A 25,783-nucleotide genomic window follows, 5' to 3' on the forward strand; every position below is an offset into this window, starting at 1 on the left:
CCTTCAGGTTATGAGCCGAAAATCCAATGATTTCAATAAGTTATAAAATTCAAAGACTTAAGCCCTAAGGCTTTGATCTTACTCGTTTTTCTTCGCCACGCTCAACAACACTTAGCCACACCCAACAACAACCAATTGTTTTTAAATAACTTTCATGTGTTGACGTGGTGTTGACTCGAACCATGTCGCCTGTCTCAAAGTATAATCAATTTTGCTCTCCCTGAAGTACACTCTAAACCCTCTGTGCAGCAAAGCAAATAAGGTGGTTATGGGCGGAAACCGGACATTCGCTGCGATAGCGAGCCAGCTAAAGGTCGGCGGTGAAAGCCGACATTTAGAATCCTGAGATCGGGCGTTTTGCTACGACGCATTCGTAGTCCGCTTCGAGCCCAAATTGTGAATTCGACTTTCATGCTGCGAGCGCTCGCAGCACCAAAATCGCTGCAGGGGCAAAAAGACTTGCGTTGCTAAGGCATGCAAAAAAGAGGTCATCCATGACAGCAATCGAAAGACGTTTGGTCCCGCGTGGGAGAGGGCTCATTTTCGCGGCTCACTAGCGCTCTTAAAGCTTTAGTTCGGAAACACTGAGAACAGGTCGCCTGAGATCATTTATCCATTTGACGCTTATGCGCGATCAATCTAATCATGGGGGCATAACTGTTGGGGTGCCCCTATCGGGGCTGAGATGCACGCGCTGCAAACCCATTGAACCTGATCCGGTTAGGACCGGCGGAGGGAACAGCTCGCGGATCTCGCTTCCGTATTGGCCTTTCCTCTTTACTGTCCTGATCCCTGAACAAAGGGGCGATGCCATGGTGGCAAAGGCGTTAACAATTGCCGGGTCCGATTCCGGCGGTGGGGCTGGCATTCAGGCGGACCTCAAGGCGTTTTCGGCGATGGGAGTTTATGGGGCCTGCGTGCTCACAGCGGTAACCGCCCAGAACACACAGGCGGTGACAGCTATTCATCCAGTCCCCGATGACGTCGTTGCAGCACAGATCAAGGCTGTTCTTGAGGACATCGCCATTGATGCGATCAAGATCGGGATGCTGGGGACGCCATCGCTGATCGCGGCAGTGGCGGATGCGCTGGCGGGCTACGAGGGGCCGATTGTGCTGGATCCTGTGATGGTCGCCAAATCAGGCGATACGCTGCTGGCAGATAGCGCGATTGATGCGTTAACGTCGTTGCTGTTTGGCCGCGCGACCCTGCTGACACCGAACTTGCCTGAAGCTGCGAAACTGGTCGGCGAAGGCAGCATGCAATCGCAAGCGAATGCTCTGCTGGAACTGGGCGTCGGAGCGGTTTTGATGAAAGGTGGACATGCAGACGGTGCGACCTGCACTGACCGCCTTATTTCGCAAACAGGCACGCAGGAATTCGCGGCCCCCCGTGTGAACACCCGCAACACCCACGGCACGGGGTGTTCCTATTCCTCTGCCATCGCTGCGGGCTTGGCCCAGGACATGGAACTGGGCGATGCGGTATCGCGTGCGCATACCTGGCTGCACAATGCGATCCTGCACGCGGATGAATTGCACGTCGGACGTGGTCATGGGCCCGTTCACCACTTTCATGCGCTTTGGACATGAACGGCCCTTATACCATTCTGGGCGGCGGCGTTTGCGGGCTGGCTATGGCGGCAGAGCTGTCGTCACGTGGCGCCAAGGTCACAGTCATTGATCCAAAAGGCGCGCCTGGCGATCATGCGTGCTCTTGGTGGGCCGGCGGCATGCTCGCGCCTGATTGCGAAGGGGTCAGCGCCGAGCCCGAGATCGTGCGCCAAGGCCGCAAGGCCGCCGGGTGGTGGGCAAGCCACGGGGCGCAGGTCCAACACGAGGGCACGCTTGTTGTCGCACTTCATCGCGATCAAAGCGACCTGACGACTTTTGCGCGCCGTGCGCCAAGTGCTGCCACCCTGTCGAAAGAGCAGATCGCCGAGCAGGAGCCGGATCTGGCAGACCGCTATTCCAAGGCGCTGTTTTTGGCTGACGAAGGCCATCTTGACCCGCGCGCGACCCTGATAGCTCTGCATGCAACCCTCGCACGAAGGGGGGTGCGTTTTGGCGGTGACATCAAGGGTCAGGTGATTGACTGCCGTGGCCTTGCGGCGCGCGACAGCCTGACAGATTTGCGCGGCGTCAAAGGCGAGATGCTTGTGGTGCGCTGCCCGGATGTTTCGCTTTCGCGCCCCGTCCGGCTGCTCCATCCGCGGTTCCCGCTGTATATCGTGCCGCGCGGCGACGGAGTTTTCATGTTGGGGGCCACCCAGATTGAATCGGGCGAGCGCACCCGCGCGACCCTACGTTCCGTCATGGAATTGATGAATGCGGCCTACGCCCTGCACCCTGCCTTTGGCGAGGCGGAGCTGCTCGAGATCGGCGTCGATGCCCGGCCCGCCTTTCCCGACAACCAGCCTCGTATTCGGCGGATCGGGGATGTGATTTACGCAAACGGCCTGTTTCGGCACGGATTTCTGCTTGCACCTGCTTTGGCGCAGATGACGGCGGATTTGGTGCTGGAGGGTAAGATACCGGAGGTTTGGTATGAAGATCATCGTGAACGGTGAAGCACTTGAGACCGGCGCGCCCACGCTGGCGGCGCTCCTGGACGACCTTGGAAAGGGCGCGGCCAAAGTGGCCACGTCCGTCAACGAAGCCTTCGTGCCTAAGCATCAGCGCACCGATCACAGCTTGCATGACGGGGACCGCGTCGAAATCGTCGCCCCCCGACAAGGAGGATAGCATGCCTACGTTTTACGGCACCGAAGTGACATCGCGGCTGATGCTGGGCACCGCGCAATACCCTTCTCCGGCCGTGTTGGCGGACGCGTTTCGCCGCTCCGGCGCGGGGATCGCGACGGTCTCTGTGCGCCGCGAGGCGGGAGGCGATCAGGCAGGACAGGATTTCTGGGCGTTGATCCGCGATCTGGGCGTTGCAGTGCTGCCCAATACGGCAGGCTGCTATTCGGTACGCGAGGCGCTCACCACGGCACAGATGGCGCGGGAATTGTTTGATACCAACTGGATCAAGCTTGAGGTCATCGGCCACGCGGACACGCTGCAACCTGACCCGTTCGGCCTGGTCGAAGCCGCCGCACAGCTGGCCGAGGACGGGTTCGAGGTGTTTCCCTATTGCACCGAGGATCTGGTGCTATGCGAACGGCTGGTTGAGGTCGGCTGCAAGGTGTTGATGCCATGGGGCGCGCCCATCGGCACGGGGCTGGGCCTGAACAACATCTACGGGTTGCGCAGCTTGCGGGCGTATTTTCCCGACATTCCTTTGGTTGTCGACGCAGGGCTCGGCCTGCCGTCTCAAGCCGCCCACGCGATGGAGCTGGGCTATGACGCCGTCTTGCTGAACACCGCCGTTGCAAAGGCCGGTGATCCTGCGGCAATGGCACAGGCCTTTGGCCTTGCGGTGGAAGCTGGCGCACTGGCTGCTACCGCCGACCCGATGGACGCCCGCGATATGGCGGCCCCGTCAACACCAGTCTTTGGAAAGGCCATGCTATGACGCTGCCGCGTTTTTACCCGATTTTTGATGATGTATCCTGGCTGCGGCGGATGCTGCCTTTGGGGGTGAAGCTTGTTCAACTGCGCATCAAAGACCAACCCGAAGACGCGCTACGCGTGCAGCTAAGCGAAGCGCGTGATCTCTGCACGGACCATGGGGCGGTGCTGGTAGTCAATGACCATTGGCAGCTCGCTATCGAACTGGGCTTTGACTGGGTTCATCTGGGCCAAGAGGACCTTGATGAGGCGGATGTCCCCGCGATTCGTGCAGCCGGTCTCAAGCTTGGTCTTTCGACCCATGACAAAGCTGAACTGGCACGCGCGTTGGCGTTGAAACCAGACTATGTGGCACTTGGCCCGATCTATCCGACGATCCTGAAAAAGATGAAATGGCATCAGCAGGGTATTGAAAAGCTGAGCGTGTGGAAGGCGCTTGTTGGGGACATTCCACTTGTCGCCATTGGCGGGATGAGCACGGAGCGCGCCGGGGGGGCTTTTGAGTCCGGGGCCAATGTGGTCTCCGCGGTGACGGATATTACGCTGCATGACGACCCTGAGGGCCGCGTGAAAGCGTGGCTTGAGGTCTGCGGATGAGCCGTTACGCCCGCCAAACGGCTGTCTTGGGAGGTGGCGCGCAGGCGCGTCTTGCCGGCGCCTCGGTGCTTGTTATTGGTGGCGGTGGGTTGGCCGCGCCTGTGATGCAGTACCTTGTGGGCGCGGGCGTGGGGCATATCCGAATTGCGGATGCAGATGTGGTCAGCCTGTCGAACCTGCACCGCCAAACGCTGTTTCGCGCGGCGGATATTGGCCTGCTTAAAGTCAACGTGATCGCCAGCACGATGGCTGCATTGAACCCGGACACCACCGTTGAGCCGGTGCCTGAGCGTGTTGATCCGGCCAATATTGCGGCGCTGTGCCGGGGCATGACGCTGGTTCTTGATTGTGCGGACAGCTTTGCGGTCAGCTATATCGCGTCCGATCATTGCCTTGGCACGGGCCAGCCGCTGATCAGCGCCAGCGTGGTGGGCCGTGATGGCTATGTCGGCGGCTTTTCTGGCGGCAAACCGGGGCTGCGCGCAGTGTTCCCGGACCTGCCGGACCAGCTTGGGTCTTGCGACACCGACGGCGTGCTGGGGCCGAGCGTCGGCGTGATCGGCAGCCTGCAGGCGCAAATGGCGATGGCGGTCCTGACGGGAGATGTGCGCGGCTTGGGGCAGCTTGTGAGCTATGACGCCGCCACGCTGCGGTTCGGCGGGTTCCGCTTTGACACGGCCGCTGATCCTGCGCCCGACCCGGCCTTCATCGCCCAGGATGACATTGCGGCGGCCGATTTTCTGGTCGATCTGCGCGCGCAGGGGGAGCCGGGACCGGAGCTGCCGCACGCCACACGCCATGCCGTGTCCGATTTTGGACCGGATGGCCCCACACCACACGACACCCAACGCGCCGTTCTGGCCTGTCGGTCGGGCCTTCGTGCCTGGCAGGCGGCGGAGCGGCTTTCACAACATTGGCAGGGCGAGATCAAACTCATCGCGCTCGGAGAGTAAGGAGACCCATATGAAATACCTCATCACCGCTGCGGCACTACTGGTCGCGACGCCAGCCTTGGCACAAGACAAGATGACCGTGCTGCTGGACTGGTTCATCAACCCCGACCACGGCCCGATCATCGTGGCCGAAGAGCTTGGCTATTTCGCCGATCAGGGGCTTGAGGTCGAAATCATCCCACCCGCCGACCCCTCCGCCCCGCCCAAACTGGTGGCGGCCGGCCAAGGCGACATTGCGGTCAGCTATCAGCCCAGCCAGCATTTGCATGTGGCCGAAGGTTTGCCGCTGCTGCGCGTGGGCACATTGGTGGCAACGCCGCTGAACTGCCTTTTGGTCCTGAAAGACGGACCGATTCAAGAAATCAGCCAACTGAAAGGTGGCACGATCGGCTTCTCGGTTGCCGGTGTCGAAGAGGCCGTGCTGAGCGCAATGCTGCGGCGCCACGGGCTCTCTCTGGCGGATGTCGAGATGGTCAATGTGAACTTCTCGCTCAGCCCGTCGTTGATGTCGGGTCAGGTTGACGCAGTCATCGGCGCCTACCGCAATTTCGAGCTGAACCAGATGGAGATCGAGGGGGTTGAGGGCCGCTGTTTCTATGTCGAGGAAGAAGGCGTGCCGACCTATGATGAGCTGATCTACGTGGCCAACCCCGACCGCATGGACATCGACCAGATCCGCCGCTTCCTGCGCGCCACCGAATTGGCGACGCAGTATATCGTGAACAACCCCGAAGCGTCGTGGGAGCTGTTCAAAGGCTACGCCCCGGAACTGGACGATGCGCTGAACGCAAAGGCATGGGTCGACACGCTGCCGCGCTTTGCTCTGCGCCCCGAAGCACTGGACGAAGGCCGCTACACACGGTTCGAGGCTTTTTTGGCCGAAAGCGGGCTGGTCGACGGGACGCGTCCTGTGTCGCAAATCGCCATCGATCTGGGTGCAGAATGACCTACGGCCACATATTTCAGGCTTGGCGGGATAATACCCCCGCTTGGCCCGCCTACACCCGCCATAGTTTTGTGCAGGGCTTGGGCGACGGCACGCTGCCGCGCGCCGCCTTCCTGCACTACCTCAAGCAGGATTACGTCTTTCTGATCCACTTTTCCCGCGCTTGGGCGTTGGCGATCACCAAGGCCGACACGGTCGAGGAAATGCGCTTGGCTGCGGGCACCGTCAACGGGTTGATCAACGAAGAAATCGCGCTGCACATTAAAACCTGCGCCGCGGCTGGCATTGACGAGGCAACGCTGTTTGCCACGCAGGAACGGCAGGAAAATCTGGCCTATACGCGCTATGTGCTGGACGCAGGCCACTCGGGCGATCTGCTCGATCTGCTGGCAGCCTTGGCCCCTTGCGTCATGGGCTACGGTGAAATTGGCGCGCATCTGGCCACCTCGAAAACCTCGGACACCTACGCCGAATGGATCAATACCTATGCCAGCGCCGAGTATCAGCAGGTCTGCCACGATGTGGGCATGCTGATTGACGGGGCGGTTGCGCGGCGCATTGGTGGCACTGCAAATGCCAGCCCGCGTTGGGCCAACCTGCAGGGGCGGTTTGCAATGGCCACGCAACTGGAGGTCGGGTTTTGGGACATGGGGCTTGATCCGTGAACCAGCTGCTGCGCATGACGGGCTCTGCGGCAATCGACGGGACGCCGATCTTCTCGCAGCTCGATTTGGTGCTGACACCACACAGCTGGACCTGTCTGTTGGGGGCAAGCGGTGTGGGCAAATCCACGGTGCTGCGCCTGTTTGCAGGGCTGGCCGAGGGGATTACCTTTAATGGGTCCCTCAGTAAACCCGGTTGCGTTGCCATGATGGCGCAGCAAGACCTATTGATGCCGTGGCTCAGCGTGATGGACAATGTCCTGCTTGGCGCCAGTCTGCGGGGGGAACGTGCAGACAAGCCCCGCGCCCGCGATAGGCTGGAGCAAGTTGGCCTGGCCGATCATGCGGACAAATTGCCCGCTGCCTTGTCCGGCGGCCAACGTCAACGGGTCGCCTTGGCGCGCACCTTGATGGAAGACCGCGCGGTTGTGCTACTGGACGAGCCGTTCTCAGCGCTGGACGCGCTGACCCGTGCGCAGATGCAGGAACTAACGGCAGAGCTGCTGGCCGGACGCACGGTGCTGCTGGTCACCCATGACCCCAACGAGGCCGCGCGATTGGGTCAGACCATCCTGATCATGACGCCCACAGGGCTTGTTGATATCGCCGCCCCGACCTCCCCCATCCCGCGCGACATACATGCAGCGGATGTGCTGCGCGCGCAGGCCGACCTTTTTGACCACCTTCGGAGACCGACATGAGCGCCACAGACCACTTGAAATCACTGGTCGCTGAGGACTGGCACGCCGCGACGCATCACGCCTTTACCAATGCCTTGGCCGACGGGACCTTGAGCCGCGACAAGATGGCGGGCTACCTGCAACAAGATTACCAGTTTATCGAAGGGTTCGTGCGTCTTCTCGCCTCGGCTGTGGCGCATGCACCCAGCTTGGCCGATGCCGTGCCTGGCGCGCAGTTTCTGGGGCTGATTTGTGGCCCGGAAAACACCTATTTTCTGCGATCCATGGAGGCGCTTGAGCTGCCATCCGCCGCCCCGGCCGCCCCTGAGACGGTCGCGTTCCAACAGCTGATGGATCAGGCGCGCCGCTCGGGGCGCTACGAGATCATGCTGTCGGTTCTGGTGGTTGCGGAGTGGATTTACCTTGACTGGGCCTCCCCGTTTGAAGACCGTGCGGAGGTGCTGCCGTTTTGGCTGGGGGAGTGGATTACCCTGCATTCAGGCGACGGATTTACGCAGGTCGTGGCCTATTTGCGCGGTCAGCTGGATCAAGCGTGGGACACGCTTGATGACGCCGCCCGCGCAGACGTCACCGGGACCTTCGCGCAAGCGGTCCGTCTGGAACGCGCCTTTTTTGATGCCTCCTGGGCTGGCTTTACGGTCGAAAAATGACCGGTTGGCGGGCCGGGATCGCGGCGACATGTTTGATGTTGGCGCTGTGGCAAACGGTGATCTGGACCACGGGCGTCGCCCGCTTCATTCTGCCGCCGCCCGCCTTGGTTGCGCAGACCATCTGGGACAGTCGCGCGCTTCTGGCGGAACATGCGGTGGTCACAATGGCCGAAGTGCTGATCGGCCTCCTGCTGGGTGCGGCCCTTGGGTTTGTGTCGGCGATCGGGCTGGTGGCCTCCCCCACGGCGCGCGCACTGGTGCGGCCCATCTTGGTGTTCAGCCAATCTGTTCCGGTCTTTGCCTTGGCCCCGATTCTGACCCTTTGGCTGGGCTTTGGGCTGTGGTCCAAGATCACCATGGCCCTGATCATCATCTATTTCCCGGTGACGTCCTCCTTTTTCGACGCACTCATGCGGACGAACCGCGACTGGATCGGTTTGGCAAAGGTCATGGGCGCGAGCCCCGCGCGGATCATGTGGCATATCCGGGTCCCTGCGGCCTTACCGGGCTTTGCCTCCGGCCTCCGGCTGGCGGCGGTCTACGCACCCATCGGCGCGATCATTGGCGAATGGGTGGGGGCCTCAAAGGGCTTGGGATATCTAATGCTTCTGGCAAATGGCCGTGCCAAGACGGACCTGATGTTTGCAGCCCTGATCGTGCTTGCGATCCTAACGATCCTGCTGCACGCGGCGGTGAATAAGCTGTGCGAAAAGACTTTAGATCGGCCAGAGTAGCCTTGGCTGGCACAGATTGAGAGCCGCTTTCATCATAAAGCGAGCTCATGTGAGTGGCATCCGCGACGAGGGAAACGCCAAAAGCAACTCGACCCGCGCGTCGCCTGTCCAACCGTACCACGACGAACGTAAAGATCGAGGATGTGGGCTTATTGCGAATGGTCAGTTTGGCGACACTAATTGCGTGGTGGCACGAAAATGCTGCAACTGCGAGCAAATGCTGCGTTAGCAACATGCCCAAACATCAATGTCGGGAAAGTCCGCAGACCGGCGTTTCAGCCTACAAAATGCTACACGATATACGAATGGCCGGTTTGGTGAAGCTGCACCGCAGCACTGGACGGACCAATGAACGGCAGCAATGGGCCGAAAACAGCCTCAGACCCAGTACATAACCCCTCACTGCAATTGGCGGCAATTTCTAGCCCACAAAATATCTAGATCAGTTTTTACGGTTAATATCTCAACTTCACCTTAACCGAGCCACACAATGATTTGGGTATCAAACGAGGCCCAAGTTTCGGCGCTGAAGCGTGTGCCAACCCATTCCCCCCCAAGACGGACACGCTTCCCTAGAACTTAATCACTAAGACAACGTAGCTGATCAAGCCGACCGCTGACCATCGTGCATACCATGCACCACCTTCAGCCGTGGGCGCACCGCATCAGCCACCGCATCAAGCCCTGCTCTGAGCGGCGCATCAAGCAGGTGCGCGTAGCGCTGAGTGGTCTGCATTTGCGTGTGACCCAAGAGCTTGCCGATCATTTCGAGCGAAGCGCCACCGCTGACCAAAAGAGATGCAAAAGTGTGACGCAAGTCATGGATACGCGCATCTTCGATACCCGCCTCACGTTGAATACGGCGCCAAAAACGACGGATTTCTTTAACCGGCTGGCCGGGAATTTCGCCTGGGAAGAGCCATGGGTTACCGGCAGGCACGACAATCTTGCGCTGACGAACGATCGCAGCAACGTCTTCTGAGATTGGCACGCGGTGCACCTTACGCTGCTTTGTGGTCGAGGCCGGCTTGGCCCAGATCCCAAGGTCAAGATTGAACTGCTCGAAGCGAGCTTGCCTAACTTCTCCGACGCGAGCACCCGTCAACATACACATCCGAATGATGCCTGCAGCCCGTTGATCCTCATCCGCGTCCAAGGCCATTGCCAAGCGGTTAATCTCATCTTTGGTAAGGAAGCGCTCTCGTGCGTTCTCAACCCGCCGGTAAAAGCTGCTAGCGGGATTATCTGGGCGCATGCCCCACTCTACCGCCAAATTAAACATCTTGCGCAAGGCCTCACCGGTACGGTTTGCTCGGATCGGCGTTGGGCGTGCTGGCTGCAGCTTACGGGCACGATTATTTGGCTTGTCTTTGTGCGGGCGCGCCCTGCCCTGAGCGATCTTTGCGAGCAGACGCTCCACATCCGCTTTTGTAATCTCAGTGACTAAGCGGTTTTTCCAATGGGGAGCGACCAGCTTATACATCATGCTGGCCTGATCTGACGCATTGGTTGGCGCAAGCTTAGAGCAGTGCTCGCGCAAATAGCGCTCAATCAGTTCTTCAATGCGCGGCGCCTCTCTATAATCATCACGATGCGCCAAAGGATCTTCGCCTAAATCAATTTCTCTGCGCAGTTCCTTAGCCCGCTCCCGAGCAGCCGTGACCGACCATTCTGGCCAGCGCCCTATGGTCATCCGCCGCTGACGGCCTGCAAAGCGATAATCGAGCGTAAAGGCCCGGACGCCACTTCGATTGACCCGGACCGCCAGCCCTCGAATTTGATCGTCGAATATTTGATAATCTTTACTCTCTGCTGGGACCGCATCCCGAACCAGCTTTTCTGTTAACCTTTCACGTCTCGCCATGGTCAGCGCCTCCTCTTTTGGTGTCATAACGCGTAAGCGCGCGGCGAGATCAAGTTAATCAGTGCAAGACCACCGGCGGGGTGGCAGAAGGTGGCGCAGATAAACGCCACATTGCGCCACCCCCATATTTTATGGGGCTATATCGGTCTCAATAGCTGGAAGAGACTGCACACAGTTCATCGCACTCAGTCTTGCGCACGAAGCGCAGACCATATCGGGGTGAGACGCCTGCGAATGGTGCGTTCATCAGGAACATTGCCGTCCGCTGAATGCTCGGCAAACCAATCCTGGACTTCTTCCACCCAGGAAGATTGGCTGGCGGGGATACCACGCTCATAGACCCGCAAGATTTGGCTGACATACATGTTCTCCCAGTCATAGCGCGCGGTGGCGCCAATATGAGAGGCAGGGCGACGCAGCAAATCATGGGCAGCTTCAAAGGAATGGACATCCTGGGTCAAAACCAGAAGGTCATCGATGCGCACCGTAATCGCTTTCTGGCCCTTGCTGGCGCGCCCATCTTCAGCTCCCAGATCCAACCAATCAGGCGTGTTCGGCACTCTAACCCGCTCCAGACGAACCTCCTCTGGCGCCCGAGAATAGGGCCGCACTAAGGGAAACACATCCGGCACCGACACCACCACAAAACCACTGATACAGGCTTCCCCAACACGCACAGAGGGCAACATCGTCATGATGTCGAACTTCTCGACCGCGGCCCACCCCATGAGGTCATGCAGGCTGCACTCCCAACGATAGGTCAGTTCAACTACCGAATAATACGCACGCGGTGGTAAAGCCATCTGCCCCCTCCCATAGGTCTTAGGCGCGGCGAAACGCATGCCACGTCTGTTTGAGTTTTTGTGTGTGCCCCCACGCCAATCACACGGACATTGCCCAACGGCATCGAACACGGCGCGTGTCCAATCCCAAGTTGGCGGTGGAATGAGGGAGATTGTTCGACACTCGAGCGCGATTCGGCAAACAAACTTTACTGTGGATGTTCACATAATGTTCTTGACACATCACTTGGTAGCTTAAGGGGTGACTATGCGCCCGCGCCCGACGCACATGCGTAAAGGCTCCAAGCACGTTTGATCCAATGTTTATTGGAGGTGGCGCAAATATGGCGCTTTCAACGCCACCTTCCGCCACCCTGCCACCCCCCTCCTTCATGCTCTGGATAGCTCACAACATTCGCCCGCATCGGGCTAACCGAAGGAAGGATTGTTATGAGCGATTACACAGAAATGAGAGATCATGGCGAGGCGCCTCAAGATCCTCTCAATACCACCCCCTGCTTGCTTCACGGCTGGATGAGCCGCGCCGAGCTCGCCGATGAATTGGGTCTTTGCGTTGAGACCCTACGGCGCTGGGCTGACGCCCGCAGAGGTCCCAAATTTGTCCGTGCGGGGCGGAAGATCCTCTATCGACGCTCCACAGTGCTTGCCTGGCTGGAAGAGCAGGAAGGGATCGGGCCTGTGGCCTCTGCTGGACAGACGCGCGCGGGGCGTCGCCCAGGCGGCAAATCCATGTCCCGTCAGGCGCTTGGCAAACTGGGGAGGGCGCAATGAATCTGCCCTCTCATTTGAAGCGACTTACCCCGAGCAAATCCAAAGGCGATCAGATCCGCCAAGACTGGATTGAAGAGCGCCGGCGTGAAGCACGCATCGTCGTTGCCGATATGGTCCATCACTCAGACCACAGGCTGCGCCTCGCTTGTGATGTGCTTATTCGCCATGGCGAAACTCCTGAGGAGCGCGAGGATGCCCGCATCCTGCTCGTTGTGCTGGACGCAAAAACGCCTGGGCGGTTGCCTGCGCCAAACCGGGAGGGCCGGTCATGACGCGACGCGGAACTCCAGAAGCTGATCTGCAACGCGCCGTTGTGACCGCACTGCGCTTTGCCCTCCCCAAGGGCGCCATCATCCATCACTGTGCCAATGAGGTAACCGAGGCAGGCCCGCGTGGGGCCAAGCGGCAAGCGATCCTCGTTGGCATGGGCGTTCACCCCGGCTTTGCCGACCTAGTCATCCTATGTGAGGGTCGCGTGCTCTTCCTCGAGTTGAAATCCCTCAAGGGGCGGCTGAGTGCAAGACAGGAGGCGTTTCGTGACGCGGTGCTGGGGCAGGGCGTTGGCTGGGCGCTGGTGCGATCGCTTGATGAAGCGCTGGGCGCCTTGGCAGACCACGGGTTCACAACGCGTTTGGCTTCTCCAACTGGGAGGGTCGCACCATGAGCCATGCCGCAACCAACTGGGCGATCCAGCAGCGTGGGCTCAAGCCTACCACAAAAATCGTGCTTTGGCATCTCTGTGATCGGTTCAATCCCGACTTCGGCTGTTTCCCGACACAAGAGCGGCTCGCCCATGATTGTGAAATCGGCCGCGCAACGCTGAACCGACATCTCGATGAGCTAGAGGCGCGCAGATTGATCAAGCGCGTGCGTATCATTGACACCAAGACTGGCCAGCAGCGGCCCACGCGGTATCTACTGGGGTTCGAGTTCAACGAGGGGCCCGGAGCGCAACCACCCAGCTCAACCGCTGATGACAGCGCCGTTACGGATACGGATGGCACAGCACCGTCTGGCATCCCTGAGGGTGCGTCACCCGCAGTCCAAAACACCTCCAAAACGCCGTGTCTTGATTTGGGACACGGGCCAAGTGCGCAAAAGCCCAATGGCGATGCGGCGAGAGAGCCCCAAGTGCCCACCCTGCCGTGTCTCAAATCAGGACAGGGAGAACAGACGCTGCCCGTGTCTCATTTTTGGCAAAACCCGTGTCTCAAAAATGGCGATTCCCGTGTCTCAAATTGGGGCACTAACCCTGTAAGGGAACCTTTAAGTAAACCAGTAAAGGAGGAGGAGGACGCGCGAACGCGCGAAATCGTCGATGAAGCGTTTTTCGGATCGCTGTTGGCAGCGCTGGGCTTTGCCCCTGACGGGCCTCTCCCCGGCTGGTGGCAGGGCTGGCCGCCCCGGGAGCATGTTCGGCGCTGGCAAACGGACCTCGGGCTGACCGACGCTGAGATCATTGAGGCTGCGGAAGCTTCCCGCCAGGACCACCCCGCACCACCTGATGGGCCCAAAGGCCTGGATCGCATCATGCAGCGCGCCGCCCAGCACAAGGCGGATGAAAAGTCCCGGGGGCGTCGCAAAGCTCGCAAGCCATCGAAGTCGGAAAACAGACCGATTACCGACCTACCTGTCTTCTACGCCGAGATGGTCAACTCCGATCGCTACCTGCCCGTCAGCGCGATCTCTAACTCCATGCGCGATGCCATGCTGGCCCGGGGCCTCGTGACGGTCGAGCGCCTGCGCGAACGAGGTATCCGATGAAGCATGATCGCAAATTAGACCCCTCGTCACGGCAAGCCGGTCATGGACGGCCGAAGCGCGTCATGTCTGTGCAGCAGGCGCTGGAATGGGCGTTTCGCGTTGAACACGCCCAGCTAGAGCTTCCCGAGCCGCCCGACCCAGAGCGTGGCCAGGGATTTGGCTTTGGTCTGGAATACGTCCTCATGCAGCGGGCGGCGTTGGGCTGCAAAATTGACGGCGGTCAATACAAGATGGGCCGCTACACCCATGAGGATGCCGAAGTGATCGCTGCGACAGTTTCAGCACTGCCGGACCATCTTGGTGGAAAACGTATGGCTATTCGGATGGCCGAACTCGCCCGAGCTGGGCTGACGCCCGACTGGATGCCAGGAGCGGTGCCGCGCTGCGTGCCTGTCGAGATGAAGCGCAATCGGCACGGGGATCATGCGACGACCGTGGTGGTTGGCACTGAGCGAGTGCTATCGCGCGGGAAATGGCGGACCGTAGAGGTGCGGGCTTGCCCAGTGATCTATCGCCCACATCAAGGACAAATTGACGGCGCGAGGCGAGCATACAAGGCTTGGTGGCAAGCTTTGGAATGGACACGAGATGGATTAATGTCAGGCCTAGAAATGAAATACACAAAAGTTGTGTCAAACATGCCGCAAAAACATCCATGGTCTAAGATTCAACCGACGCCATAGACTATCAGATCTGGACATCAAACGGACTCAGCCTCTGGCTGAATCCGTTTTCAGATTAATTGGATGATTTCGCATTAACAAGCTCGGTGAGCTTGTACGTAAAACATCATTTTGCGATCAAGATTTATACAACCATTCTTTTCGCATCATCATATGCACGCCCTTTTCGCCATCGACCACTTGCGTAATACGCAAGTCTCCGGCCAAGCTCAGAAGCATGTACGCCTGCTCCTTACTAATTCCAGCCCTTTGACTAACCAATTCAATCATTTGCCTAACAGCACGCCGCATAGCTTCATCGAGGGATTCATGAAAACCCATCGAAATAAGATCCGTGTCCGATTCAGCGAAAGGACCCGCTAACTTCATATCTTTGCGAACCGTGAGCCGAAATCTTCCTCGCAAAGCCGTTTCGAGGGCCGCAATACAAACCTCACCATCCCCTTGCCTGCCATGTCCATCCCCAGCAGAAAACATTGCACCCTCTTGGAAAACCGGCAGGTACAATGTTGTACCAGGACGAAGCTCTTTGTTGTCCATATTACCGCCGTGAGCCCTTGGCTGAGGTGAACCGATGCGCCCCCAAGCTTCTGGTGGAGCCACTCCCAAAACGCCAAAGAATGGATCGAGAGGCATGGTCAGTCCCCAAGGAACCTTGCACGTGTTAGCGTCACGATCTATCGATATGTGAAGGTGTTGGTAGTTTGTGTATTCGTCTGGCAAAGCTCCAAGCCAAGGCATAATTGCAGTAAAACCCCAATCCTGCATCGGTGTAGCTTCCAATATGTCGACCTGAAGAACATCACCAGGCTTCGCAGTCTTAACATATACGGGCCCTGTCATGAAATGTGGCCCTGGCCCCATCGCCCCAGCATGGGCCTCTAAAGCTCTTTGGTGGTCAGGCAGAACTCCAACGTTTCCCGGCGGCAAGTCCTCTACAGTACAAGCTGGCAGGCAATCCAGAGTGACTTCGTCGCCACTTTCAATCTCAAGCACTGCAGGGGTTTTTGCATCAAAGTAGCCCCAAAAAAGGTGTTCAGGTCGCCAGTCAATGTGATGGTGTTTCATGATATACCTCTTTATAGATTAAACTGATAAAAAACTAGGAACGCCATCTGTTTCCATATCGCACCCGGCGCCACGAAGTACGATCCGCCCTCGATCTAAAACCACATAACTGTCGGCCAGAGAGCGCGCAAAATCATAGTATTGTTCGACCAAAAGGATCGCCATACGGCCCTTTAGTGCCGCGATAGCATTTTCAATATCCTCAACTATCGAAGGCTGAACTCCCTCGGTTGGTTCATCAAGAACTAGCAGCTTTGGGCGCGGTGCAAGCGCTCGAGCAATTGCCAGTTGTTGTTGTTGTCCTCCAGAAAGGTCACCACCGCGCCGTCGCCACATCTGTCCCAGGACTGGAAACAGATTAGTTAGCTCTTCCTTAATGGAATCCGGATCTGGCGTCCGATGGTTGCGAAGCACAATGTCGATATTCTGCCCAACTGTTAGATCAGAAAAAATTTCGCGGCCTTGCGGAACATATCCGATACCTGCCCGCGCACGCACATGTGACGGTGCCCGTGTCAAATCAGAGCCATCGAACATAATATTACCAGAGCGTGTAGGCATAACGCCCATGAGAGTGCGTAATAAAGTAGTCTTACCAGCACCATTTCTACCAAGCAGCGCCGAACAAGATAAAGAATCAATTTGAAAGCCAATATCTTCAAGAATAATGGCCGTTCCATAACTCTGAGACAAAGAAGAAACTGTTAATGGCATTAGTGGCGCCCCAAATATACTTCTCGAACACGTTCATCTGCACGTGCCGCAGACATCTGGCCTTCAAAAATAGGAGTTCCCTCATGCAAAACCGTCACTCGGTCCGCAATCTCCTCCACAAAAGCCATGTCGTGCTCAATTACTAAAATTGCCCGATCTGGAGACCGGAGACGACGCACAAGATCTGCGGTGCGTTCAGTTTCTGCATCGGTCATCCCCGCAACTGGTTCATCTAACATAAGGAGCTTTGGCCGTTGCATTAGCAACATACCGATTTCGAGCCATTGTTTTTGCCCGTGGGCAAGTGTACCCGCGAGAGCATTCGAGCGATCTGTCAAACCAATTTCTTCCAAAACTTCTTGAACACGTGCATCGCGTCGACGATCAGCCCAATTTCTCAATTCAAAAAAAACTGATCTAGGATTAAGCCGTAACGCTAACTCTAGATTTTCAGTCACGCTTAGAGCTTCAAACACGCTTGGTTTTTGGAACTTGCGACCAACTCCAGCTAATGCAATTTGTGGCTCAGTTAGACGGAGCAAGTCACTTACTCCATCAAGAACAACTTTGCCTTGACTTGGGCGTGTTTTGCCCGTGATCACGTCGAGAAGCGTTGTTTTTCCAGCGCCATTAGGTCCTATTACACCATGTATCTCACCGTAACGCGCAATAAATGTTAGCGCAGGGATCGCTACGAAATCTCCGAAGGCAACGCGCAAACCATCAACTTGAATTGCTTGTCCTCCCAGTGCTTCAGTACTCACGACGCGGCCCTCCTTTGGCTGGGATCACACCACGCAAACGCAGATCTGAGAGGCCATTAGGGAGGTAAACAACCACTATGAGCACTACTAATGCCAAGATGAATGGCCAAACATCAGGTGCAAAACCAGTAAGCCAAAACTTAAGAGCACTAATAACAGCCGCCCCTATAACGGCACCTGACAAGGTACCTCTTCCCCCAAGCGCCACCCAGACCGCTATTTCGATGGAAAGCTCAGGCGACAGTAATCGCGGATTAATAATACCGACTTGCGGTACATAGAGGGCGCCTGCAATTGCAGCCAAAACGCCTGATACCGTCCAAGCTACAAGCTTAGGCCACACTGGATCGTAACCAAGAAAGCGAAGTCGTGCCTCATCATCTCGAACAGCAACGAGCATTCTGCCGAACGGAGAGTTGACGAGGCGGCCACAGACCAAAAAACCTAAAAGAAGAGCCGCTGTACTTGCTGTGGCGAGCCAAATTGCAGTGCTGTGCTCTCCCATTTGCAGGCCAAGCAGACTGGTAAACCCAGTCATTCCATTGTTGCCGCCAAATCCAGTATCATTTCGGAACATTAGCAACATGACAACATATGTAAGCGCTTGGGTAATGATCGCGAAATAGACCCCGCTCACTCTGCTACGAAAAGAAATCCAGCCGTAAAGTAAAGCTACCATTCCCGGCGCTAACAAAATGAGCATCACCGCATATGGAAAACTTTCAAAGAAAACCCAATAATTTGGTAACTCTGTCCAACCCATGAAAGTCATAATGTCTGGCGTGATATTTTGATATACGTAGCCCGCTTTGAGCATGTGCATGGCGATAAGATACCCGCCGAGCGCGAAAAATAATCCATGGCCGAGAGACAGCACTCCAGCAAATCCCCAAATCAAATCAAGCGCTAACGCAAGAAGTGCGAAGGTAGCGATTTGGCCGATTATATTCGCAATATATGGCGAAACACCCAAACCGGTGTTAGCAAGAGGTCCACCAAAGATTGGTAATACTACAGTCAACGCTGCAAGAGTGAACGCAACAAATCGAAACAGGCTTAACTTGGTCATCACCGACGGCCTTTCGGTGCAAAGAAACCTTCAGGCCTGCGCTGTATAAACGCGATTACCAGGAGCAAAACGACCACCTTTGCAGCAACAGCTCCATAAATAGGCTCCATGATTACGTTGATCTGGCCGATCCCAAAAGAAGCTACAACTGTGCCGACAAGACTACCTACTCCTCCAAGGACAACCACAATAAAACTGTCTACGATAAATCCTGCCCCCATGTTAGGGTTCACATTGTAAAGAGGAGCAAGTGCTACGCCAGCTAGACCAGCAAGGCCTGACCCCAGCGCTATAGCCCTCCGGTCTGTTCCGCGTGTATCGATTCCTACTGCACCAGCCATTGCACGGTTTTGCGCTACAGCTCGAACATTCATACCAAATGTCGTGAAGCGCAAAGTGGCAACCACACTTGCAAAAGCTGCACATGCTAATGCGATGGCAAACAATCGGTTCCAAGTCATTATAAAATCTCCCACAACCGGTATTCCCCCCGAAACGTAGATAGGCTGGTAAAACTCAAGGTTTTGGGTGCCAATGGTAATACGCACCGTATTTATAAGCAGGAGACTGACGGCCCACGTGGCCAATAGAGTCATCAACGGCCGATCATAGAGTCTTCGAAGCACCAAAGCTTCCATGATCAAACCAACTAATGCTGCAGCCATGAACGAAATTGGCAGAGCGGCTAACAGATACCAATCCAGTAGGTTCGGAGCAAAGCTCCGGATAGCATTCTGCACGAACCAGGCCGCATACGCACCGATCATTATAAATTCACCTTGAGCCAAGTTTATTACACCCATCAGGCCGAAGATGATTGCCAGTCCAAGTGCTGCCAAAAGAAGCACGCTCGCGTAACTTACTCCACTGTAAAGACTTGCAAGAATGCGCCCAATGGCTAGCTCTCTATCAATACTAGAGATTGCAGCTTCACCCGCCTCGATAACTTGTGCATCAGATTCTTTCGAAATCTGTTCTTCGATAAGCGTTCTGTTCCGCAAAGTTGCCTGCTGAGCGATTGCTTCAATCGCGATAATACGGTTGTTCGGATCGGGGTCATCGAGAAGCATTTGTGCCCGAAGGGCCTCAATCCCTTGTAACACCTCGAGATCATTGTTGTATTCAGTGGCGGCGTTTAGAACTTCCACAGTCAAAGCTTCTCGCCTGCGTTCCAATGTGGACAAAGCTTGAAGCCGCTCCGCTAGTCCTTCAGTCAAAGAAAAAAGTTTTAAAATAGCCTCCGCTGACGCTGCAGTGGCACGTACTCGATTATTTACTGGAGGTGAAAACGCATCGACTGGGAGAGTGGTGGGAGCCAAGGAAACAGCATCAACCGCAGTCTCTGCTTGGCTAATGTATACACCCTCTGCAGAACATGACAGAGATCGGTTTCCTACTGCGGACACCACCGTTTGCGCCCACGCAACCTCATTTATTCCGCGGTCTAGGCCTATCCTGGCAAGCTGCTGAAGCCCAAGAACTTGATCAGAAATTTCAGTTATACAGAGAGGTTCAACTAGCATCGCACGATCTGAAAATACGGGCTTTGCGAACAGTGGAACGAACAAAATAAAGAAAAAAACGAAGGGCATTAGCGGCATCTCCAAGAAGCGCGGCGACTAAAATCGCCGCGCTCATTTGAGGATTACGAATTCATGAAGGGGCTAAATGGCACTGGGTCAGGCGTACCTTCGGATTGCCACAGTACATCGAAACCCTGGCTCTCGTTCAATGAACCTATGAAAACCCCACGTTTGATGTAGGTGTTATCTGCCATCATCGAGATCTCGTAGCCCGATGGACAGTCAAAGGAGACCGAAGGACTTGCAGCTCTGACTTCAGGCACATCAAACGAACCTGCCATCTCGGCAGCACGCGCCCACAAATGAACGCCGTCATAAACTGATACCATGGGGTCAATTGCAACGTCTGGTCTATACGGTACACCAGAATTTGCTACGTAGTTCGCCCACGAACTTAGAAACTCTTGATTTTTTGGGCCAGACGCTGTCTGCAAGTAAGCCCAGCAATTTAAGTGGCCTACAAGGGCGGCCGTGTCTAGACCTTCAAAATCTGCCTCCAAGGCATCAAGTCCAAGCACAGGCACGTCGAGTGCGCTGATGCCTTGGTTCGCAAATTCTCTGAAGAAATCGGGGATAGAATTGCCAACCACTGTGAGGATAACAACGGGCTGGCCTCCAGGCTGATCAGCGAATTCACGGATTTGGTTTACCAATGTTTGGAAATTCGAGTGTCCAACCGGAACATATTCCTCGCGCCAAGCGTCGTCCGTGATCCCTTTTGAGGCCCAATAGCCCTTAAGCTGCTGGTTGATTGTTCGTGGCCAAACATAATCCGAACCAAGCATGAAGAAGCGCTTTGCCTCTCCACCATCAGGACCCATCAAATACTCCACAGCTGGAAGCACAGACGAAGAGGGAGGAGAATTTAGATACACAACGTTCTTAGAGTTTTCTTCGCCCTCAAAATGCAGTGGGTAATACAAGAGGGCGTCTTCTTGCTCGACCACGGGTAGGACTGATTTACGGCTCACTGAAGTCCAGCAGCCAAATAAGGCGGCAACTTGGTCTTGTGTGATCAACTGACGCCCAAGTTGTGCATAAAGAGGCCAGTCAGACGCTGGATCGGTGCCAACGACCTCAACAGTACGGCCTAGCACACCACCGGCTGCGTTAAGCTCTTCGGCAGCCATCCTTACCACGCTGGTCAGGCGCCCCTCAACGTTAGCCATGGCGCCTGAAGACGAGAAAAGGCACCCTAGCTTTACAACATCTGACGCTCGAGCGCTTCTTATTAAACCCGGCACTGGAAAACTGGAGGCTGCAATGCCCAGGGCAGTAGCGCCAGCGCCCTTTAGAACGCCGCGACGGGACAAACTTTTAGTCATCTTTCGCTCCTTATTCTGGCCCCTAAAACAACGGGGGTTAAAGGTCTAACTTCTAATCACTAGTTCAGTGATGGACCCAACAGTTAAGGCGTCAATGACCTGCTGCAGCGCGGCATCCCGCTGCAACGCAGCGATAAAGTTTTAGGCGCAAAAAGTTGCAATTGCTACCAAAATAGGCAGCTCCAGTTAAATATTCGAATGCGAAGTTGAACGATCGCTGACAATTCTGACACCAAAAATCGATTCGTCCGACACGATGCATCCCACAAAAGCCAATGACCCCCGCCCACGGTTCCTCCCTGGGCCTTTGCTTATACGGGGGGGCTCAGCGCGCGAGTTTTCTAGCGACTTGGATTTTCACCGGGGAATCCACTTTGGAATCCACCCTGGCTTTAAGTTAATTTTTATTGTTTAGTATCAATGCCCTGAGCCCAAAACGGATTGATTATTTGGATTTTCATGGGAATCCAAATAGAATCCACCCGTTTTGGCGAAGAATCCACCCAGCAGCCACCGCGCTGCACTTAACCATTTGCCCCCCATGAATTCTCTTGGAGTAACTCCACGGCTAATCTCAGAGCAGAAGGAGCAGCAATCCGTGTCTGTAAAGTTTGACATCCTCACCAATGTTGCGCGGTTGCGTTACACACTGGAACAAATGGAGAGGCTAGCGGGCATTCATCAACTCACTGAAGCTGAAAAATATGTGCTCAGTGCCGCGGCACTGGCTGCAAAAGCAGACGGATCATTTTCCCTTCATGATTTAGAGGCGCAGGATTTGATCGCAGACATGCCTGTGAGCACGAAGTTTCGCACACTGCGTTGCCTGATCGAAAAGGGTAAGTTGAAGCGAGCGGGTCTAGGTCGCAAGTCAGATTACATCATCTTAGCTTGATCTTTTAAGTTACGCATTCAGGCCGTGCTTAACAGGACAGATAGGCGAGCTCAGCCACAGGAAATTCTCAGCAGAAACTGAAAAGCACAAAATTTTATTGAACTCGCAAGCCCGCCAAAGTTTAGCTCAGATCGCCTGACGGCAAACTTGATAAATGCTGTAGCTAGTTGTCCCAGCGCATTATGATTGAGACATATGCTTGACTTAAGTTATCCCACGGGGCGCTGGGCGCGCGCTGTCAAAATTGACTAGATCTGCCGCTTTCCAATTGACTTCTCTAGGCCCCTTGACCTACCTTCTAATCATCGAAGAATAGCGTCCTGGGGAGAGCCTCATGGGCGCTTTTGTGTTTCTAAGGCCTGAGCATTTAACTGCCACAAGGGCTAGCGCGTCGTTTTGACGGCGTAAGCCTCCATCACAAACTTCAGACTGCAGTCAGATGAGCGCTGGGCGGGCACGCAAGTTCAATTACCGACTGAGCGCGTGCTATCGCCGATCTTAGGGCAGCTGTACTCAATCCATGTTCCATCTTTGTAAATGTATAGATGGGACAGCTCGCAAGTTGGGCGCGGCAGGATGCGTGGCGGGCGTGGCGGATCAAAAGATTGTAACGCCTCAGACGTGATCTGTCTGAGTTCTTGGGCTGCACAAATATCTTGTGGCGTCCAAGGCGCGAGGGCGGGAAGCATATGAGCGGGATAGCCATCGTAATGGCAGTAAACATGGGCCCACTCTTTCGGTCCAATTTGAATAGCGATCTGTGCCCGGGTACTCACGAGACACCATCTTCACTTCTGCTGCTCAATCAAAGCCAAGAGAACGGCCGCCATACCACCTAAATACTCGCTGCGGCGGAAGACAATCTCGTCGATCTGGACAGCATCATTGATGCTCTGATCCACTTCCAAGCTATCAGCATGTTGTGGCATCAAGCGCTGGGCTTGGGCATTGTAGCGTGCAGCTAAGGTCATTTGGCAGACTCCAATCGGGCGGTGTGTGTGATCCAAGCTTCGCTCTAGGCGGGCATCTAATCAACTCAAATAGACATATTTAGCCGCATTATTGCATGTGTAACTTATTACTTGCGCATGTAATTAACCCAAGCCCCACCCAATCTCGACCATCTCTGCACCCACTCATGCGCGCAGTTTAAAATCCGCTGTAGGCCTCTCTTCCAAGCAAGCCTCGCGATCCCAAGATTGCACCCCCCCACACTGCCTCGTCCGTGCAATCCCGCCTGCAAAAGCCAAATCGCCCCATCCCACAGCCCGCAGCTCGCAACATCCATCGAGACCCATCAAGGAGCGCCGCATGAACCGACCAAATCCCCAAAACCCTGACCGTATGAGTGCGCAAGAGCGCCGCGCCGAACTATCTAGCCTCCTCGCCACGGCTATGCTGCGCCTTGTAGCCTTAGAGTGCGACCATCTATCCCATAAGGTGAGAGACAGTTCCCTACACTTCCCCCGCAAACAGAGCGGTACTGCAACTCCAACTCACAGGAGACCAGCATGACCCATCAAGACCCAATCCCTGCGCGCATTGCAGCCCTCCCCCATACACCGATTGAGAAGCTTAAAGAGCAGTGGCGTGATCTCTTTGGCGACACGCCGCCGCCCTTCTCACGGGCCAATCTCGAACACAGGCTCGCCTACCGCATTCAAGAGCTGGCTTATGGCGGCTTGGATCCCAACACAAAGCGCATCCTGAACAGTTTGGCTGATGAAGCAGAGGGGCTCGTCCGCCGTAAAAGCCTGACCGAAGACCCGCGCAACCCCGTTATTGGCACAACCCTCGTGCGCGAGTGGAATGGTGTCGCGCATCACGTTACTGTCCAAAGGTCAGGCTACGAGTGGCAGGGGCGCACCTATAGATCCCTCTCCGGGGTCGCGCGCGCAATCTCTGGGACAAGATGGAATGGCTATCGCTTCTTTGGCCTGCGATCTGAGCGGGGGCACCAAACATGACCCCCTACACAACCCCACAACCGACACAAGCACCCCTAGACAAGCCGCGTCGTCAACGCTGTGCGATCTACACCCGCAAATCGAGCGAAGATGGGCTTGAGCAAGAGTTCAACAGCCTACATGCACAACGTGAGGCTTGTGAGGCCTATATTGCAAGCCAGCGCTCCGAAGGCTGGGTATTGGTCCGTGAGAACTACGATGATGGTGGCATCTCAGGCGGTACGCTTGAGCGCCCTGCTCTGCAGCAACTTCTGCAGGATGTGGAGGCAGGTCTCATAGATGTGATCGTTGTCTACAAGATTGACCGACTGTCACGATCCCTCACAGACTTCTCCAAGCTCGTTGATATTTTTGACCGCAATGGCGTGACTTTTGTCTCCGTCACTCAAAGCTTCAACACAACCAATTCGATGGGACGACTGACCCTCAACATTCTTTTGAGCTTTGCCCAGTTTGAACGGGAGGTCACAGCTGAGCGGATACGCGATAAATTTGCGGCAAGTCGCAAGAAGGGTCTTTGGATGGGCGGGAACATCCCCTTCGGATATGACCTCGACAATCGAAAGCTGCGCGTAAACCCTCAAGAAGCGGCCATATTGCGCCATATCTTTGAACGCTTTGTCGAGATCGGCTCTGCAACCGTCTTGGTCAAAGATATCCGAGCACGCGGCATTGTGGGCAAAAAGGGGCGACCCTTTGATAAAGGCGCCCTTTATCGCATGCTGCGCAATCGTCTTTATCTCGGAGAAGCCGTGCATAAGGGCACATCTTACCCTGGCGAGCATGAAGCCATCATCGACCAAGCACTCTGGGACAAGGTGCATAGCACGCTGGAGATCAGCCCCCACAAGCGCGCCCTGAACACACGCACCCAAACCCCCTCCTTGCTCAAAGGATTGATCTACACCGCTCATGGCGTGGCCATGACGCCCGCGAGCACGAAGAAGGGCAACCGGCGTTATCGTTACTATGTCTCCATGGATCTCATCAAAACCAGGGAGCCAATCGAAGATGACTGTCCCACGCGCCTGCCCGCTGGTACAGTAGAGGGGGCCGTCATCCGAGAGTTACGCCGGATTATCCGCGCCCCCGAAACAGCAGCGCAGGTCATCATGGCCCTCTCGCGGGAGGGGCATGATTACTCTGAGCCTCGTGTCGTCTCCGCCTTGCAGCAGTTTGATGATCTTTGGAAGCAGCTCTTCCCAGGGGAGCAAGCACGGATCATCCAATTGCTCGTGCGCAAGGTGACTGTCACAGCACAAGGCTTGATTATGGATATCCGCGCAGAAGGGATCGCAGACGTTCTGCGCGACATGATGGTTAAAGATCAAAGCGAGGCCGCATAATGACCGACAGCATCCAAATCTTCGTTCCCCTGACACTCCGCAAAAAGAATGGTCGCCCCAAAATCCTTCCTCCAGCAGATGCCCATTTAGGCCATGACGCTGTTCAAGAGCCGCATGTACTCCGCGCCATAGGGCGCGCTTGGAGCTGGCGAAGGCGCCTTGAGGCTGGTGAGTTCGAAACAGCAAAAGATCTCGCAGCGCATCTCAAAATGGATCGGCGCAGCGTATCGCGGCAATTGCGACTGGCCTATCTTGCACCCGACGTGCTCAAGCGCCTCGTTTACATGCGCAACACACCCGCCCTCACTTTACGAGAGATGATGGATATCAATGAAAACCTTTGGGCCAAGCAAGAAAGCCTCGTGTTCGCGGAGGACAGGGTTTGAAAACCACTGACCGCGATGGTGTTTTG

General features: G+C 56.0%; 29 protein-coding genes and 1 riboswitch. Of the genes, 20 read left to right on the plus strand and 9 right to left on the minus strand.

The features are described 5' to 3' along the window. Positions 1 to 651: 651 nt before the first annotated feature. Positions 652 to 755: riboswitch (TPP riboswitch) on the plus strand. A 57-nt stretch (positions 756 to 812) separates the two neighbouring features. From thiD to RYZ18_RS13845, 11 genes are read left to right on the plus strand one after another with little or no spacing between them, the layout of a single operon-like run. Then, positions 813 to 1,592 carry a bifunctional hydroxymethylpyrimidine kinase/phosphomethylpyrimidine kinase gene (gene thiD, locus RYZ18_RS13795; protein WP_317657452.1) on the plus strand — a complete coding sequence of 260 codons (780 nt, stop codon included), beginning with the start codon at positions 813 to 815 and terminating at the stop codon, positions 1,590 to 1,592. Then, positions 1,589 to 2,569 (plus strand): FAD-dependent oxidoreductase, encoded by a 981-nt coding sequence (locus RYZ18_RS13800; RefSeq protein WP_317657453.1) that lies wholly within the window; start codon positions 1,589 to 1,591, stop codon positions 2,567 to 2,569. Before thiD ends, RYZ18_RS13800 begins: the two co-directional genes overlap by 4 nt. Then, positions 2,547 to 2,744: a sulfur carrier protein ThiS gene (gene thiS / locus RYZ18_RS13805; protein WP_138487814.1), complete on the plus strand. Its 198-nt coding sequence runs from the start codon at positions 2,547 to 2,549 to the stop codon at positions 2,742 to 2,744. Before RYZ18_RS13800 ends, thiS begins: the two co-directional genes overlap by 23 nt. A 1-nt stretch (position 2,745) precedes the next feature. Then, the gene (locus tag RYZ18_RS13810) at positions 2,746 to 3,516 is read left to right on the plus strand and encodes a thiazole synthase (protein ID WP_317657454.1); all 771 of its coding nucleotides are present in this window, start codon (positions 2,746 to 2,748) and stop codon (positions 3,514 to 3,516) included. Then, complete coding sequence (locus tag RYZ18_RS13815) at positions 3,513 to 4,109, plus strand: thiamine phosphate synthase (protein ID WP_317657455.1); 597 nt, start codon at positions 3,513 to 3,515, stop codon at positions 4,107 to 4,109. Before RYZ18_RS13810 ends, RYZ18_RS13815 begins: the two co-directional genes overlap by 4 nt. Beyond that, complete coding sequence (locus RYZ18_RS13820) at positions 4,106 to 5,062, plus strand: HesA/MoeB/ThiF family protein (protein WP_317657456.1); 957 nt, start codon at positions 4,106 to 4,108, stop codon at positions 5,060 to 5,062. Before RYZ18_RS13815 ends, RYZ18_RS13820 begins: the two co-directional genes overlap by 4 nt. A gap of 10 nt (positions 5,063 to 5,072) precedes the next feature. Further along, the gene (locus RYZ18_RS13825) at positions 5,073 to 6,008 is read left to right on the plus strand and encodes an ABC transporter substrate-binding protein (protein WP_138487818.1); all 936 of its coding nucleotides are present in this window, start codon (positions 5,073 to 5,075) and stop codon (positions 6,006 to 6,008) included. Next, the gene (gene tenA, locus RYZ18_RS13830; RefSeq protein WP_138487819.1) at positions 6,005 to 6,673 is read left to right on the plus strand and encodes a thiaminase II; all 669 of its coding nucleotides are present in this window, start codon (positions 6,005 to 6,007) and stop codon (positions 6,671 to 6,673) included. Before RYZ18_RS13825 ends, tenA begins: the two co-directional genes overlap by 4 nt. After that, positions 6,670 to 7,371 (plus strand): ABC transporter ATP-binding protein, encoded by a 702-nt coding sequence (locus RYZ18_RS13835; protein WP_249357682.1) that lies wholly within the window; start codon positions 6,670 to 6,672, stop codon positions 7,369 to 7,371. Before tenA ends, RYZ18_RS13835 begins: the two co-directional genes overlap by 4 nt. Continuing rightward, positions 7,368 to 8,021 (plus strand): TenA family protein, encoded by a 654-nt coding sequence (locus RYZ18_RS13840; protein ID WP_317657457.1) that lies wholly within the window; start codon positions 7,368 to 7,370, stop codon positions 8,019 to 8,021. The genes RYZ18_RS13835 and RYZ18_RS13840 overlap by 4 nt, the downstream gene beginning before the upstream one ends. Then, the gene (locus tag RYZ18_RS13845; RefSeq protein ID WP_138487821.1) at positions 8,018 to 8,755 is read left to right on the plus strand and encodes an ABC transporter permease; all 738 of its coding nucleotides are present in this window, start codon (positions 8,018 to 8,020) and stop codon (positions 8,753 to 8,755) included. Before RYZ18_RS13840 ends, RYZ18_RS13845 begins: the two co-directional genes overlap by 4 nt. A 604-nt stretch (positions 8,756 to 9,359) precedes the next feature. Here the strand turns inward: RYZ18_RS13845 and RYZ18_RS13850 are convergent. Both RYZ18_RS13850 and RYZ18_RS13855 read right to left on the minus strand, forming a co-directional pair. Then, the gene (locus tag RYZ18_RS13850) at positions 9,360 to 10,619 is read right to left on the minus strand and encodes a site-specific integrase (RefSeq protein ID WP_317657458.1); all 1,260 of its coding nucleotides are present in this window, start codon (positions 10,617 to 10,619) and stop codon (positions 9,360 to 9,362) included. A gap of 185 nt (positions 10,620 to 10,804) precedes the next feature. Further along, positions 10,805 to 11,422, minus strand: coding sequence for a hypothetical protein (locus tag RYZ18_RS13855; RefSeq protein ID WP_317657459.1), 618 nt, complete (start codon positions 11,420 to 11,422; stop codon positions 10,805 to 10,807). A gap of 513 nt (positions 11,423 to 11,935) precedes the next feature. Here RYZ18_RS13855 and RYZ18_RS13860 point away from each other — a divergent pair. Genes RYZ18_RS13860 through RYZ18_RS13880 form a run of 5 tightly spaced genes read left to right on the plus strand, consistent with a single transcriptional unit; the run spans position 11,936 to position 14,640 of the window. Continuing rightward, positions 11,936 to 12,193, plus strand: a complete 258-nt coding sequence (locus RYZ18_RS13860) for a helix-turn-helix domain-containing protein (RefSeq protein WP_317657477.1) — start codon at positions 11,936 to 11,938, stop codon at positions 12,191 to 12,193. Continuing rightward, complete coding sequence (locus RYZ18_RS13865) at positions 12,190 to 12,465, plus strand: hypothetical protein (protein WP_317657460.1); 276 nt, start codon at positions 12,190 to 12,192, stop codon at positions 12,463 to 12,465. The genes RYZ18_RS13860 and RYZ18_RS13865 overlap by 4 nt, the downstream gene beginning before the upstream one ends. After that, positions 12,462 to 12,857 (plus strand): VRR-NUC domain-containing protein, encoded by a 396-nt coding sequence (locus tag RYZ18_RS13870; protein ID WP_317657461.1) that lies wholly within the window; start codon positions 12,462 to 12,464, stop codon positions 12,855 to 12,857. The genes RYZ18_RS13865 and RYZ18_RS13870 overlap by 4 nt, the downstream gene beginning before the upstream one ends. Next, a complete protein-coding gene (locus RYZ18_RS13875; RefSeq protein ID WP_317657462.1) occupies positions 12,854 to 13,957 on the plus strand; it encodes a helix-turn-helix domain-containing protein in 1,104 nt (367 codons plus the stop codon). The genes RYZ18_RS13870 and RYZ18_RS13875 overlap by 4 nt, the downstream gene beginning before the upstream one ends. Then, on the plus strand, positions 13,954 to 14,640 hold the full coding sequence (locus tag RYZ18_RS13880; protein WP_317657463.1) for a hypothetical protein: 687 nt from the start codon (positions 13,954 to 13,956) through the stop codon (positions 14,638 to 14,640). The genes RYZ18_RS13875 and RYZ18_RS13880 overlap by 4 nt, the downstream gene beginning before the upstream one ends. A 117-nt stretch (positions 14,641 to 14,757) precedes the next feature. Here the strand turns inward: RYZ18_RS13880 and RYZ18_RS13885 are convergent, their stop codons facing one another. From RYZ18_RS13885 to RYZ18_RS13910, 6 genes are read right to left on the minus strand one after another with little or no spacing between them, the layout of a single operon-like run. Beyond that, positions 14,758 to 15,708, minus strand: coding sequence for an acetamidase/formamidase family protein (locus RYZ18_RS13885; RefSeq protein WP_317657464.1), 951 nt, complete (start codon positions 15,706 to 15,708; stop codon positions 14,758 to 14,760). A gap of 18 nt (positions 15,709 to 15,726) precedes the next feature. Then, the gene (gene urtE / locus RYZ18_RS13890; protein ID WP_317657465.1) at positions 15,727 to 16,422 is read right to left on the minus strand and encodes an urea ABC transporter ATP-binding subunit UrtE; all 696 of its coding nucleotides are present in this window, start codon (positions 16,420 to 16,422) and stop codon (positions 15,727 to 15,729) included. Beyond that, positions 16,422 to 17,186 (minus strand): urea ABC transporter ATP-binding protein UrtD, encoded by a 765-nt coding sequence (gene urtD, locus RYZ18_RS13895; RefSeq protein ID WP_317657466.1) that lies wholly within the window; start codon positions 17,184 to 17,186, stop codon positions 16,422 to 16,424. The genes urtE and urtD overlap by 1 nt, the downstream gene beginning before the upstream one ends. Next, positions 17,176 to 18,255: an urea ABC transporter permease subunit UrtC gene (gene urtC, locus RYZ18_RS13900; RefSeq protein ID WP_317657467.1), complete on the minus strand. Its 1,080-nt coding sequence runs from the start codon at positions 18,253 to 18,255 to the stop codon at positions 17,176 to 17,178. Before urtC ends, urtD begins: the two co-directional genes overlap by 11 nt. After that, entirely contained in the window at positions 18,255 to 19,847 is a 1,593-nt protein-coding gene (urtB, locus tag RYZ18_RS13905; protein ID WP_317657468.1) for an urea ABC transporter permease subunit UrtB, read from the minus strand. The genes urtC and urtB overlap by 1 nt, the downstream gene beginning before the upstream one ends. A gap of 53 nt (positions 19,848 to 19,900) precedes the next feature. Continuing rightward, entirely contained in the window at positions 19,901 to 21,163 is a 1,263-nt protein-coding gene (locus RYZ18_RS13910; RefSeq protein WP_317657469.1) for a transporter substrate-binding protein, read from the minus strand. Positions 21,164 to 21,761: 598 nt separating this feature from the next. On the opposite strand from RYZ18_RS13910, the gene RYZ18_RS13915 reads away from it, so the two are divergent. After that, positions 21,762 to 22,058, plus strand: a complete 297-nt coding sequence (locus RYZ18_RS13915; protein ID WP_317657470.1) for a hypothetical protein — start codon at positions 21,762 to 21,764, stop codon at positions 22,056 to 22,058. 788 nt (positions 22,059 to 22,846) lie between these two features. On the opposite strand, the gene RYZ18_RS13920 is transcribed toward RYZ18_RS13915, so the two are convergent. Further along, entirely contained in the window at positions 22,847 to 23,029 is a 183-nt protein-coding gene (locus tag RYZ18_RS13920; RefSeq protein WP_317657471.1) for a hypothetical protein, read from the minus strand. Positions 23,030 to 23,569: 540 nt separating this feature from the next. Between RYZ18_RS13920 and RYZ18_RS13925 the strand changes: the two genes are divergently transcribed. The 3 genes from RYZ18_RS13925 to RYZ18_RS13935 are packed head-to-tail and all read left to right on the plus strand — an operon-like array spanning position 23,570 to position 25,757. Then, positions 23,570 to 24,025: a DUF2924 domain-containing protein gene (locus tag RYZ18_RS13925; protein ID WP_317657472.1), complete on the plus strand. Its 456-nt coding sequence runs from the start codon at positions 23,570 to 23,572 to the stop codon at positions 24,023 to 24,025. After that, positions 24,022 to 25,371, plus strand: a complete 1,350-nt coding sequence (locus tag RYZ18_RS13930) for a recombinase family protein (protein ID WP_317657473.1) — start codon at positions 24,022 to 24,024, stop codon at positions 25,369 to 25,371. The genes RYZ18_RS13925 and RYZ18_RS13930 overlap by 4 nt, the downstream gene beginning before the upstream one ends. Then, positions 25,371 to 25,757 carry a hypothetical protein gene (locus tag RYZ18_RS13935; protein ID WP_317657474.1) on the plus strand — a complete coding sequence of 129 codons (387 nt, stop codon included), beginning with the start codon at positions 25,371 to 25,373 and terminating at the stop codon, positions 25,755 to 25,757. The genes RYZ18_RS13930 and RYZ18_RS13935 overlap by 1 nt, the downstream gene beginning before the upstream one ends. Positions 25,758 to 25,783 lie beyond the last annotated feature (26 nt).

Source organism: Roseovarius sp. 10 (assembly GCF_033100315.1).
In the GTDB taxonomy this organism is placed as follows: domain Bacteria; phylum Pseudomonadota; class Alphaproteobacteria; order Rhodobacterales; family Rhodobacteraceae; genus M30B80.